The sequence below is a fragment of the Sutterella seckii genome (genome assembly GCF_009183815.1).
Classification (GTDB): Bacteria; Pseudomonadota; Gammaproteobacteria; order Burkholderiales; family Burkholderiaceae_F; genus Sutterella; species Sutterella seckii.
In genome coordinates this window covers 40486-53657 of the sequence record NZ_WEHX01000002.1, presented here as the reverse complement: position 1 = coordinate 53657, position 13172 = coordinate 40486, and the positions used below count along the sequence as shown (strand labels likewise).

Genomic DNA, 13172 nt, shown 5'->3' with positions numbered 1-13172 from the left:
TGCAGGCTGGCTTCACAAGCTACTTTGTCGTACTGGTCGCGGAAGAGCTTCCGCCGAGTTTTTCGCTCATGGCTTCGGAGAGCTTGTTGAGAAGAATGCCGCCGACGGAAGCTGCACTCACGCCTTCGGCGGAGAATTTGCCGTTTTCATAGCGAACGTTTTCAAGCGTGATCTTGTCGGGAATCTTCTCGCTGTACTTCTCGATTTTCTGAGCAGTCTTGTCTTTTCCGGTGAGGGACGAAATCAGGGACGCAATGCCTGCGATTTCCTTCACGGCCGCGACCTGCTTCTGCGCGGGCTGATCGATTTCAGCCTTGGCGACGACAAGGTGGATGGGTTCCGTGGTTTCAACCTCGAGCCCCGTAAGAGACGCCTTCTTCCAGCTCATGAGCCCGGTGCCCTTGCTGTTCGTCAGATCGAGCGTCGAGAGGGAAAGATCTCCCTTCCAGCCGGCAATGGTCTTTTCCTTCTGAGAGGCAAGCTTCATGCGGCCGGACGCATCGAAGGTGCCGGACTTGGCGCCGATGCCGGCGTAGCCGGTCATGAGGCCGGAGAAAGGCTTGAGGCCGATCTTGCTGCCCTTGACTTCAATATCGGCAGCAACCGGGGAGATGCCGAATTTGCCTGCAGCGTTGAGGCTGCCGCCGCCCAAGCCGCTCGAGAAGTCGACCGTGCCGAGGCTTCCCTTGGCCGAGGAAAGATTTTTGACCGTCAGATTGAGCTTCGGAATCGATGCCGTGCCGACAGGGCTGATGCTTTCGTCGCGATAGTTGAGCGTGCCGTTGGTGACGGAGGCCTGAGCAACCTTCCACGACCAGGCGGGGGCGCTCGCTTCAGCCTTGCTGCTTGGCTTTGCTTCAGTCTGAGTCTTCGACTCCGATCCGGAGCCGGCAAGCTTCGCAAAATTGATGCCCGACTTCGTCATGACGGCATTGACGACGGGGCTCGCGAGCGAGACAAGCGCCACATCGGCGGAGCGCTTCGCGGTGTCGACGGAATTGAGCTTGAGCGTCGCCGTCTTGAAGGACGCAAGCGTTGATTTTCCTTCTTTCAGCGTGAAGTCGTTCAGGGTGGCGGTGCCTGAAGCGGCAGCATCCGAACCCTTCAGATCCGCCTTGACGTCAAAGGCAATGCCAGCTCTTACGTCTGCGCCGAGCGCCTTAGTTATGTAAGGAGCGACTGCATTGAGGGAAAGTCTCGTGCCTTTGGCGGCAGCCGAGACGGCAAGCGGAGAAATCTGAGCGGTGCCGGAGCTTTCGATTCTGCCGCCTAAAAGTTCAGCCGAAACGGAGAAGCTCCCCGCCTTCTCAGCGTCCGAAGAAAGGTTCTTCACGGAGGCATCGAGATTCGCAACGGTAATTTTTGCGGCCGGCGAAAGCGTGGAGTCGGTCCAGGAAATATTGGCGTCGCGAAGCGAAGCCGCGACCACCTTCCAGGTCCAGGGCGAAGCGGAGGAAGAGGCAGCAGGCGCTGCTTCTGTCTTCGCCTCAGGCTTGGCTTTCTCCGTGCCGCCGGCAGCGCTTTCAGCAGCCGCGAGCAGGTTGATGCCCGCTTTGGAATTCCTGACGTCGAGCCTGAGCCCTGTGAGCGTCAGATTCTCCACGACGGCGCGCTGGTCAACGAGGTCAAGTTCGTTGAGGTTGAGCTCGGCCTTCGGGAGCGTGACGATCGGACTCTCCTTCTGGGTGACGGAAACGTTCGCGAGGGAGGTTGTGCCCGAAAGCAGCATCTTTGCCGGGTTCCCGCCCGTCGGGTTGCGGAAGACGAAGGTTAGGTTGGAAGAAAGCTTTGCATCGGCAACGCGCAGGTTGTCGGAATTGAGCGCGGGAACAATGCGCGCAAGTTCGGCCACGTCAAGGGCGGAAACCTTGAAGTTGAGGCGCGCTTCGAGCGTGGTGCCGAAGGGCTTTGTAGAGCCTGTCGCCTCAATCTGGGAGCCGTTGAGCTTAAACGCGAGCTCCGGCGTCACGAGACTTTCCGAAGCGCTTTCCATCGTGGAAACAAAGGGGAGCCTCAGCGTCAGGTCGGTGAGCGCCTGATTGATTTTCTGCGCATCGTCGCGGTAGCTGAGAGAGCTGTTCGTGACGGAAATGTTGTAGACCGCAAACTGAGGAAGCCCGGAGGAGGCTTCGCTCTTCTTTTCAGCAGCCGCGCCGTCTGATTTTTCGGATGTCCCGGATTTGCCGAGCAGACGCTCTACATCCCGGCGGTTCTTTTCATTCATGACGGCATTGATGCGAAGGCCGTCGATGGTGACTTCCTCAATGACGGGAGCAAGCTTGAAGAGCGTCTGAATCGAGGCGTCGACGCGCAGGAGGTCGAGCCTGAGGAGCGGGTCGCTCCCTGCTTCCGGGATCGAGAGCCCTTTGAGTTCATAAACGAGCGTCCAGGGATTGAAGGAAACGTCGGAGAGCGTTACTTCGCGGCCGAGCTCCTGAGACACCACTTTTTCAAGAACGGTGCGCGTCGCATAGGGAACGCCGACGTAGCCGGCGCCGGCGTAAAGCGCTACGGCAACCGCAGCGGCGCATGCGGTGAATTTGAGGACTTTCGCCATAGAGAATTCCTGTTTCGGTAGGGATATGTGTTTAGAACATTATCGGCTCGAGGGAAGAAAGAGGAGAAATTTGAACATTTGCTCGCAATTTGCATCGGGCGGCTTCAGGCGGCGGTTCTGTTTACCCGCTTGGACCCATAGCACGTTTGAATCACTAGCGGCTCTAGGATATTTACGAATAGAAGTGCCTCACAAGTTCTCCTAGGATGGAAAAAGGACCAATTCAAAAAATTGCGCATTTCCAAAACAAAAACAGAAAGCGCAAGGAGAACAAAATGACCCTGTCCGTCTCACGCCGCGCCCTGATGAAGGGTGCGGGCGCGGGCTTTGCCGCCGCGCTTTTCCAGCCTGCTGTCCGTGCAGCAGACTCTCAGGAATCTCAGACCGACTGGTCCGGCTGGACCATCTGCGATTCCTGCAACCATATGCCGATGTGCGGCATCCATTTCAAGGCGCGCGGCAATACCGTGATCCGCATTGAAAACTGGAACGAACATCCGAATCACTTCCTCTGCTCGAAGGGCATTTCGACGCTCCAGAGGCTCTACAACCCCAACCGGCTCCTTTACCCGATGAAGCGCACGGCGCCCAAGGGGGCGGCAGATCCGGGCTGGGTGCGCATCAGCTGGGACGAGGCGATCAAGACGATTGCCGAGAAGCTCAATGCCGTGAAGGAAAAGAACGGCGCCGACCGCGTGCTCTTTTACTGCGGCGACCCGAAGGAGCCCCGTCCTCCCGTCATGCGTCTCGCGCGCTATTTCGGCAGCCCCAATTACTGCTGCGAAAGTTCGGTGGCCTGCAACCTCGCATACGTGCATGCGCTCGAGCTTTCCTACGGCGCTGAAATCGCAGGCGGTCCGAGCCCGAAGACGAAGTGCTGCATGATCGTCGGCAAGAACGGCTCCTGGGCTTCGCCCCACGGGTTCTTCAGGAATCTCCTCGCGCAGAAGGCGCGCGGTCTGAAGCTCATCGTCTCCGATCCGCGCCGCACGAAGGTTGCCGAACAGGCCGACATTCACCTGCAGGTGAAGCCCGGCACCGACGGCGCGCTTGCCTGGGGCATGATCCGCGTCCTCGTGAAGGAAGGACTCGTGAAGCGCGAGTTCGTCGACAAGTGGTGCACGGGCTATGAAGAGCTCGTCAAATACTGCGAAGCCTTTACGCCCGAATACGTGGAAAAGGAAACTGGCGTTCCGGCGGACGACGTCGTGAAGGCGGCCCGCATGTTTGCCGACGGGCCCTCCTCGATGATGCTCCCGGGGCAGTCGATCCCGCATCAGGGGAACGGCTGCAACAACGTGCGCGCGTATTCGCTCCTCATGGCCCTCACGGGGAACGTCGACAACGCCGGCGGCTCGACCTTCAACAACTGGCCCGAGGACTACATCCGCTGGGACGAAGGCTATACGAAGACCTTCATTGATCAGGCCTGGTTCAACAAGCCCGAACAGAAGGCGCGCCGCATCGACCGCGAATTCGCTCCCGTCTGGAACGAAATGCAGGTGCTCTGCAGCCCGAACAAGCTCCCCGAAATGGTGGAGGAAGGCCGCATCAAGGCGTTTGCCGGCTTCGGCACGAATCTTCTTATCTGGCCGAGCCCGGCCGAATATCAGGAAGCGATCAGAAAGCTCGACTTCTCGTTCGCGACCGACTACTTCTACCGCGACGAGACGCACCACGACATGGATCTGGTGCTTCCGGCCGCAATGAACTTCGAGCGTTATGCGCCCTTTGGCGTCCATGGGCGCGCCGTGAGCGCCAGAAAGCCCGTGAAGCCTCTCGGCGAAGCCTGGGAAGACTGGAAGATTGCGCTCACGATCGGCGCGGCCGTGACGGGCGACAGCGACCTCTTCTTCGGCGGCGACCCGGTGAAGGCCTGCGATTCGATCCTGAACGGCTGGGGCACGAGCTATGCCGAGCGTCAGGCGATGCTCCCGGCAGTGAAGGTCTGCGAATGGTTCCCGAAGCCCGCGACCGAAAAGTATGCGAAGGGCATCCTGCGCTTTGACGGCAAGCCCGGCTTCAGAACGCCTTCGGGCAAGATCGAATTCGTTTCGTCCGTTCTGGCGAAGCACGGCTTCCCCGGACTCCCCGTCTACGAGAAGGCGCCGCAGCCGACGGAAAAGTATCCGTTGAAGCTCCTCAATGGCACGCGTCGTCCCTACATCACGCACTCGAAGACGAGAAGCGATCAGCCGTATCTCCTCGAGCTCGAGCCCGAGTCCTACATCAACATGCATCCGGCCGATGCCGCCGCCCGCAATCTAGTGGAAGGCGACCAGGTCTGGATGATTTCTCCCTACTCGAAGGACAAGGTGCGCGCCCGCGTGCGCGTCACGATCCTTGCGAGGAAAGGCATGATCGACGCCCAGTACGGCTGGCGCGGCGATCAGGAAACGCAGGGTCTTATTCCGAGAAAGGGCTGGGACCCGATTTCGGGCTACCCCTGCTGCAACGACGTCTGCGTCGAAGTCGTCAAGGCTGATGCGGCGAAGAACGCCTGATAAAGGAGAAAGACATGTCGAGCTACGGAATCATTGTCAATATCGACAAGTGCGTGGGCTGCCATGCCTGCGCCATTGCCTGCAAGGAAGAAAATCAGGTGGCGCCCGGGATCTTTTATGAAAAGATCCAGAGGCTTGAAGACGCGAAGGCGAACGTCATCAACTACTTCCGCGCTTCCTGCCAGCACTGCGACAATCCCGCCTGCATGAAGGTTTGTCCTGCAAAGGCGATCCACAAGGGCCCGGCGGGCGAAGTGCTCGTCGACGAGGAAAAATGCATCGGCTGCCAGATGTGCGCGAGGGTCTGCCCCTACGGCGTCCCGCAGTTCAATACTTCCGGCGTCACCAACTACTTCGGCGACAAGGCGCCGCTCGCGATTCGCGACCTCGAGCCCTGGCAGAAGCATAAGGCCGGACGCGCGGAACACTGCACGCTCTGCACGCACCGCACGTCGAAGGGCCTGAAGCCCGCCTGCGTTGAAGCCTGCGGCATCGGCGCGATGACGCTCGTTGACTACGAGTCGCCCACGCCCGAAATGGAAAAGCTCATTGCTCAGGCGAAGGCGATGAACGTGAAGGCGGGCACAAAGCCCAAGATCCGCTACATCGCAACCCATATGGATGTGGAGTCCTATGAGCTGAAGCTCTGAACACTTCGTCTCAAGGCATAACGGAAAGGCCGCCCGGGAGAAAATCCTTTCGGGCGGCCTTTCTTAGTTCGGGTCCTTGAGGCGAGTTCTTCAGGCGAGAGTCTGATGAATGCCTTCAAGGAGGTCGGCGACATCGAGATAGGGGCCGGCAGCTTCGCCGCGCTGACGGATGGCATCGGCAATCGCCGGGAGCAGCGGAGCGGCGTGCGTTTGATAGAAGCTCAAGCCCGTCCGGGCGTCGCCGCGAAGCGCCGATACCGCGAGGAAACCGAGCATGAGCCCCAAATGATCCTCGGGAACGACGGAGCCGCCCGCGAGCTCGAGGCCGGCATCTTCATAGACCCGGCGGCATTCAAGTTCCGCCCCCTGGCAGAGCAGGTGCTGAGCGCTCGTCCAGGCGCTCTCGCAAAGCGGAATGGTTTTCTCGCCCACGCCGAGGAAAAGCTTTGCATAGGCCTGAGCGAGCGCAAGATCGCTTACAGGTGTGCGGGCGGCAATTTCGTCGAGCCGGCTTCTGAGCGTCTGAGGAAGACTGGCTCCGGCTTCAAGAATGACTTCAGCCGCCTGCGGGAGCTGCGCGGCGGCGCCGAGCGTTTCGGGCTGGAGGAAGAGGAGCGCAAGGGCGTCAAAGGCGGGCTGAAGCGCGGAGAAGGTGTTTTCTGTGGGCATCGGGGGTCTTCGCTCAGAAGTAAAGAATCGGGTACTTAAAAGGAAAGCGTCTCAGGAGAATGTTGAGACGCCTCTTAATCCTAGCAATCACCAGGAGGTTTAAGGAAGGCGCGGCGCCGATGCGGCGCTCCGGGAGCCCGAAAAGCCGGGTATTCGATAGGGCTACCGGTTTCCCAATATGCAAAAACCGCGGCGTGCTTCAAGCGCGTCGCGGTTTTAAAAATTGGTGGAGGCGGCGGGAGTTGAACCCGCGTCCGAAAATCGTTTTCTGGCGGATCTACATGCGTAGCCGAATGATTTGGATCTCGACAGCCGTTTTGCCAATCGGCGGGCCAGCGGCTGCCCAGTCATCTAAGTTTCGGAACGCCGTCGACGACAGCCGGCGAACCTAGGCTTTGTAATTTGATGCTGCAGCAGGTTGCCCTGCCTGACCCAAAGTCAAATCAGTGCAGCATCCCGCGGGATTAAGCCGCGAGAGCGAAACGCTTGTTGTTGGCGTTTAATTGATTGCAGCGGATTTACGAGGTGACTGCACCTCGGCATGCACCGGACAGCGTCAGTATCCTCGTCGAAACCAAGGCGCCCCCGGATGTGGTGACGCGAATCATACCCTGAAGACGCCCGGTAGTGCAGGAATGGTCTGAAACGCAAAGTAACCGAGGGGTGTTTACACAACAAATCAAAGCATAACGGCTTCGCTTACCGCCGGAGCATCCAGGAGAGGAGGTCTGCAGGGGTCCGGGCAGCGCATTCATAGAGCGCTCTATCAGGCAGTTCCTGCTGGCAGCCCCAGGCGACAAAGGCAAAGGGCATTCCGGCCGCCTGAGCCGCGAGCGCATCCTTGGTGTTGTCGCCCGCATAGAGCGTTTTTTCCGCGGGGATCCCGGTCCGCTTCAGCGCCAGGAGCAGCGAATCCGGAGCGGGCTTCAGTTTCGTGCCTTCGGGCCCGAGGCCGATCACGACCTCCATGAAGTCGCTGAGATCAAGTTCCCGGCAGACCCTGTCGGCGAGTTCCTGCGGCTTATTCGTGACGACGCCCATGGGAACATGCATTTCGCGGAGCGCTTCCAGGAGCTCCCGGATGCCGGCAAAGAGCGGCGAATGGGATACGCCGCGCGCCGCGTAGTTCTTCAGAAACTCCGCACGCATCGCCGGATACGCTTCATCCGTCGTCTCCATGTTGAAGGCCGCCTTGAGGAGCTTCGGAGCACCGTGCCCTGCAGGTTCGCGAAGGAGGTCGAGCGGGAGCGGCTCAAGACCGCGGGCAATGCGCATGTCGTTCACGGCGCCCCCGAGATCGGGCGCGGTATCGACGAGCGTTCCGTCAAGGTCGAAAAGAAAGAGGCCGGGGATCATGATTTTCTTTTTTCACATAAAGGAAAGCCCCTGCCGGTAGACAGGGGCTTTGTTGCGATCAGCCTACAGATGCATGGGGCATCTGAGGAAGATTACATGGCCGGACGGGAGCCGACAACTTCAACGACGGCGCGGCGGTTGGGCTGCAGGCAGTCAACGAGCGCGCGGAAGTTCTTGATCTGACCGGCCTTGGAGGGGTTCGGGCAGTTGACGACCGGGTCAGCGGAGCCCTTGCCTTCGGTCTTGATCAGAGCGGCATCAACACCCTTCTGAACGAGGTAGGCCTTGACGGCGTCGGCACGACGCTGCGAGAGCTTCTCGTTGTAAGCGGGCTTGCCGATACGGTCGGCATAGCCGGTCGAGAGGATGACTTCGATGTCAACGCCGGCGATGCGGGAGACGAGGTCGTCAAGGACGGCCTGGCCTTCGGGCTTGAGCGTGGCGCGGTCGAAGTTGAAGAGCGTGTCGGCCGAGAAGGTCACCTTTTCAGCGGACTTCGTGGCAACAGGAGCTTCAACAGCGGTGCAGGCCTGCTTGTCGAGGATGTCGGCATCGCAAGCGCAGCCGGCGCCGTCAACACCCATCGCCTCGGCAAGAGCCGGGGTCCAGAAGCCGGTGCGCCAGCAAAGATCGGTGCTGTTCTTCACGATCTGGCCGGAGGAGGAATGAACGTAGGGGTTCACGGTCTCGGCGGCAGAGGCATTGAAGGAAGCAGCGAGAAGAAGAGCGGCGGCAATGCCGCAAAGCTTCGCGGAAGTCTTCATTTGAGGATCCTTTTAGAAAACAGGACGAGGAAGAATGCCTGTCCTTTCTTTAGACGGCACTGACTGGTCATCCCGCAGTGGGAAATCAAGCTGATCTTCGGCCGCTCGATGCATTTCAGAGCGGCTGTTCGGGTCAGCATGGGAAGATTTTCAAGCGTCGCCCATTATAGACAAAGCACTTCGAGGATCTTTGCATCAAGATCAATGATGAGCGTTTTAATCCCGGATGTTTTTTCCTGCCGCGGCCCGACATCGGATGCTCGGCGGCAGGAAAACTGAATCGGAATATCAAATTCGACTCTGCCACTTGGCGGCGAGCGAACGGGCGCGCTCAATCGCCTGAGGATCGGGATAGACCGTCTGCTGAGACTTCTCCATGATGAGGCTTCCGTCCACCCAGGTGTGCGTGATGCATTCGCGCCCGGCCGAATAAAGAATCTGTGCGGCGGGGTCCTGAACAGGGAGCGACTCCGGAGTGCCGAGGCAAATGGCAAACATGTCGGCGGCCTTGCCCTTTTCAAGAGAGCCGATTTCCCTCTCCCACTTGAGCGCGCGTGCGCCCCCGAGGGTCGCCGCCTCGAGCATGTCGAAGACGGGGGCGGCGGTGGGGTCGCCCGCAACGGCTTTGGCAAGCATGGCCGCCAGACGCGTTTCGCCGAGCATGTCGAGCTTGTCGTTGCTCGCAGCACCGTCGGTGCCGATGCCGAGATTGACGCCCGCAGCGAGGAACTTGGCGACGGGGGCGAAGCCCGAGGCAAGCTTCAGGTTGGAGCACGGGCAGTGGCAGGCGCTTGAACGGGCGGCCGCCATCGCGCGGATGTCGTCGTCATTGGCGTGCACGCTGTGGACGGCAATAAGGCGGTCGTTCAGGAGACCGCAGCGGCGAAGGCGCTCGATCGGGCGTTCGCCGTGGTCGCGCAGGCTGTCGGCCACTTCTCCCGCGGTTTCGTTCACATGCATGTGAATCGGCACGCCGTAGCGGTCTGAAATCGCCGCGCAGGCCTTGAGGGAGTCGTCCGACACCGTATAGGGCGCATGAGGCGCAATGGTGGTGCGGATGAAGCGGTCGCCCTCGAATTCGCGGATCAGCGCCTCGGACTTTTCAAGGTATTCGGCGTTGTTTTTTGCCCAGGCCGAGGGGAAGCCGATCACGATTCCGGAGACCGCGCAGCGAAGCCCCGCCGAGCGGAGCCCCTCGGCAGCGGCCTTCGGGAAGAAGTAGTGGTCGGAAGTCGTCGTCACGCCCCCCGCGGCCATTTCGAGACCCGCGAGCCACGAGCCCTCGCGCACGAATTCCGGACTCATGAGCTTTCCTTCGGCGGGCCAGATCTTCTTCGTGAGCCAGTCCATGAGGGGAAGGTCGGCGCCGAGGCCGCGCACGAGATTCATGGCGGCATGGGAATGCAGATTGACGAAGCCCGGGAGGAGCGCGCTCTCCGGAAGGGAAACGACTTCCGGGGCGCTGTACTTCGTGCGCGCTTCGGAAATCGGAAGCAGATCGATGATCCGGCCGTCGGCAATCACGACGGAGGTGTTCTCAAGAATGACGCCCTTCGGGGCGACAGGAATGACCCAGCGGGCCTCAATGATCGTATCTGCGTTGAGCACTTCTTTTCTCTTCTGTGGAAAGGAAAACGGCGGCAGGAGCGAAGGCGCCGGCGAGACTCCGGAGAGGCTCTCTCTGCGCCCGTTCGTGCGGGATGGAAAATGGATGGAAGCTGATAAAATAACTCGTTTCTGATATTGCCGCAGGCGGCCGGCTCCCGCATGCATGCTCTCAAATGTTGCGCATGCGGTTGAGCCCTCGAGGCGCCCGCGGCCTTTTGTGCGCTGACATCGAAGCGGCGCATCTCTAACAGGTGAGCTGATGGACGAAGACAAGAAGAACGAGGGTGAGGCGATCAACGAAGAGGAAGGTCAGCCCGAAGGGTCCTCCCCGACCTCGGGCGATGCCATTGCCCAGGAGCTTCTCCCGGTAGCCATTGAGAACGAGATGCGTCAGTCGTATCTCGACTACGCAATGAGCGTCATCGTCGGGCGCGCGCTTCCCGATGTGCGCGACGGCCTGAAGCCCGTGCACCGCCGCGTGCTCTACGCGATGAAGGAAATCGGGAATGTCTGGAATTCGCCCACGAAGAAGGCCGCCCGCGTGGTGGGCGAAGTGCTCGGCAAATTCCATCCGCACGGCGACAGCGCCGCGTACCAGACGATCGTGCGCATGGCGCAGGATTTCTCCATGCGCTATCCGCTCATCTACGGTCAGGGCAACTTCGGCTCGATCGACGGCGACAGCGCGGCGGCCATGCGCTATACGGAAGTCCGCCTCATGAAGATTGCCGAGGAGATGCTCGCCGACCTTCATGAAGATACGGTCGACTACATCCCGAACTTCGACAATTCCGAAATGGAGCCTGTGGTTCTGCCCACGCGCCTCCCGGAACTTCTCGTCAACGGTTCCTCGGGCATCGCGGTCGGCATGGCGACCAACATTCCGCCCCACAACCTGAAGGAAACCATCGACGCCTGCGTGCACGCGCTCGAGCACCCTGACTGCACGATCGACGACCTCATCCGCCGCATGCCCGCTCCCGACTTTCCGACGGGCGGCATCGTCTTCGGCATCAGCGGCGTCCACGAGGGCTACCGCACCGGCCGCGGGCGCGTCCTCATGCGCGCGAGAACGCATCTTGAGGAATTCGGCAACGGCCGCACCCGCATTGTGGTCGACGAGATTCCGTACATGGTCAATAAGCGCGTTCTCTACGAACGCATGCATGAACTCTGGCGCGAGAAGAAGCTCGAGGGCATTTCGGAAATGCGCGACGAATCGACGCGCCAGATCCGCATTGCGATTGACCTCAAGACGGGGACGATGCCGGAGGTCGTGCTCAACAACCTCTTCAAGAACACCCAGATGCAGGAAAGCTTCGGCATGAACATGGTCGCGCTCGTCGACGGCCAGCCGATGCTCCTCAATCTGAAGCAGATGATCACCTACTTCCTCGCGCACCGCCGTGAGGTGGTGACGCGCCGCACGGTCTTCCGTCTGAGAAAGAGCCGGGAAGCCGGCCACATTCTTGCCGGCCAGGCGATTGCGCTTGCCAACATCGACGAATTCATCCGCCTCATTCGCGCGGCGAAGACCGTCGAGGAAGCGCAGACGTCGCTCATGAGCCGCGGCTGGCCGCTCGGGTTTGCGAAGGACATTACGGAGCGGGCGAGGAGCTACGGGCGCGACGCCGACCCCGAGGGGCTCGAGGCATCGCGGGGGCTTCAGCCTGACGGGCTCTACTACCTCACGAAGACGCAGGTCGACAATATTCTGTCGATGAACCTGCGCCGCCTCACGGGTCTTGAACGCGAAAAGATTATTGCCGACTATTCGGCCATGATGGAGCGCATCTTTGATCTCATCGACATTCTGAGAAAGCCCGAACGCGTGACGGCGATCATCCGCGAGGAGCTTCTTGCAATTCGCGAAGCCTACGGCGACGAACGTCGCTCGACCGTGGATCTTGAGGGCGACCCCAACTTCAATAAGCGCGATCTGATCCCGCGCCGCGACATGGTGGTCTCGATCACCCGCGGCGGCTATGTGAAGAGTCAGGAACTCTCCGACTACAACGCCCAGAAGCGCGGCGGCAGCGGCAGAAACGTTCAGGCGACTGTTGCGGACGACGCAATTGAAAAGCTCTTCATCGCCAATACGCACGACATCATTCTCTGCTTCTCGACCCTGGGCCAGGTCTACGGCATCGACGTCTTTGATCTTCCCGAAGGGAAGGCAAGCTCGAGGGGCCGCCCGATCGTGAATCTCCTTCCGCTCGACGAAGGCGAGAAAATCAGCTTCATTCTGCCGATCCAGGGCTTTGACGACGAGAAGTTCGTGCTCTTCGCGACCAATATGGGCACGGTGAAGCGCTCGAGGCTCTCTGAATTTGCGGGCGCCGTTCGTCTGCAGCAGGGCGTGCGCGCCATGAGCTTTGATGAAGGCGAACATCTGATCGGCGTTTCGCTCACTTCGGGCGAGGACGACGTGTTCCTCTTCAATACGGACGGCTTCTGCGTGCGGTTCAAGGAAACCGACGTCCGCGTCATGGGACGCGCGGCGCACGGCGTTCGCGGCATCCGACTTGCCGAAGGCCAGAGCGTGATTGCGCTTGCGACCTGTGCGGATTCCGACAAATTCGTGCTGACGGCGACCTCGAAGGGATTCGGAAAGCTCACGGCGATTTCGGACTTCCCGATCAACAGGCGCGGCAGCAAGGGACGCATTGCCATCCGCACCTCCGAGGAGAATGGTTCTCTCGTTGCGGCGCTCATCGTTACGCCTGAGGACGACATCATGCTTCTCTCGACGGGCGGCAAGGTTGTCCGCACCCGTGCCGGTGAAATCCCGGTGCGGGGCCGCAGAACGAAGGGCGTGATTCTCATCCGCATGGGCAAAGATACGCTTGCGACCATTGAGCGCATCGACCGCACGGGCGAAGAGGATGAGGACGAGGTGACGCATCTCGATATCGAGAATGTCCCCGAGGACGATGCTTCTGAGGAAGAGGAGTCCGAGGATCTCGAGATGGATGATGCCGAAGATTCCGGCGACGCCGGAGAGGATGAGAAGTCCGATGCAGGCGACGAAGCCGGCAAATCGAAGCCTTAATTCACCACGCAC

General features: G+C 60.3%; 8 protein-coding genes and 1 other RNA gene. 3 read left to right on the top strand and 6 right to left on the bottom strand.

Going from position 1 to position 13172, the window contains the following annotated elements:
- Positions 1-19: 19 nt before the first annotated feature.
- On the bottom strand, positions 20-2557 hold the full coding sequence (locus tag GBM95_RS00810; protein ID WP_152157347.1) for a DUF748 domain-containing protein: 2538 nt from the start codon (positions 2555-2557) through the stop codon (positions 20-22).
- A gap of 275 nt (positions 2558-2832) precedes the next feature.
- Here GBM95_RS00810 and GBM95_RS00805 point away from each other — a divergent pair, with 275 nt between their 5' ends.
- The gene (locus GBM95_RS00805) at positions 2833-5061 is read left to right on the top strand and encodes a molybdopterin-containing oxidoreductase family protein (protein ID WP_152157346.1); all 2229 of its coding nucleotides are present in this window, start codon (positions 2833-2835) and stop codon (positions 5059-5061) included.
- Between the two features lie 14 nt (positions 5062-5075).
- A complete protein-coding gene (locus tag GBM95_RS00800) occupies positions 5076-5711 on the top strand; it encodes a 4Fe-4S dicluster domain-containing protein (RefSeq protein ID WP_152157345.1) in 636 nt (211 codons plus the stop codon).
- A gap of 90 nt (positions 5712-5801) precedes the next feature.
- On the opposite strand, the gene GBM95_RS00795 is transcribed toward GBM95_RS00800, so the two are convergent.
- From GBM95_RS00795 to GBM95_RS00775, 5 genes are all read right to left on the bottom strand, one after another.
- A complete protein-coding gene (locus tag GBM95_RS00795) occupies positions 5802-6380 on the bottom strand; it encodes a TorD/DmsD family molecular chaperone (protein WP_152157344.1) in 579 nt (192 codons plus the stop codon).
- 224 nt (positions 6381-6604) lie between these two features.
- Positions 6605-6967: a transfer-messenger RNA gene (gene ssrA / locus GBM95_RS00790) on the bottom strand.
- Between the two features lie 112 nt (positions 6968-7079).
- Entirely contained in the window at positions 7080-7736 is a 657-nt protein-coding gene (locus GBM95_RS00785; RefSeq protein WP_152157343.1) for an HAD family hydrolase, read from the bottom strand.
- 92 nt (positions 7737-7828) lie between these two features.
- The gene (locus tag GBM95_RS00780) at positions 7829-8500 is read right to left on the bottom strand and encodes an OmpA family protein (protein WP_152157342.1); all 672 of its coding nucleotides are present in this window, start codon (positions 8498-8500) and stop codon (positions 7829-7831) included.
- A gap of 288 nt (positions 8501-8788) precedes the next feature.
- Positions 8789-10108 (bottom strand): TRZ/ATZ family hydrolase, encoded by a 1320-nt coding sequence (locus tag GBM95_RS00775; protein ID WP_226963096.1) that lies wholly within the window; start codon positions 10106-10108, stop codon positions 8789-8791.
- Positions 10109-10367: 259 nt separating this feature from the next.
- On the opposite strand from GBM95_RS00775, the gene gyrA reads away from it, so the two are divergent.
- Positions 10368-13160 (top strand): DNA gyrase subunit A, encoded by a 2793-nt coding sequence (gene gyrA / locus GBM95_RS00770; RefSeq protein WP_152157340.1) that lies wholly within the window; start codon positions 10368-10370, stop codon positions 13158-13160.
- The last annotated feature ends 12 nt before the right edge of the window (positions 13161-13172 follow it).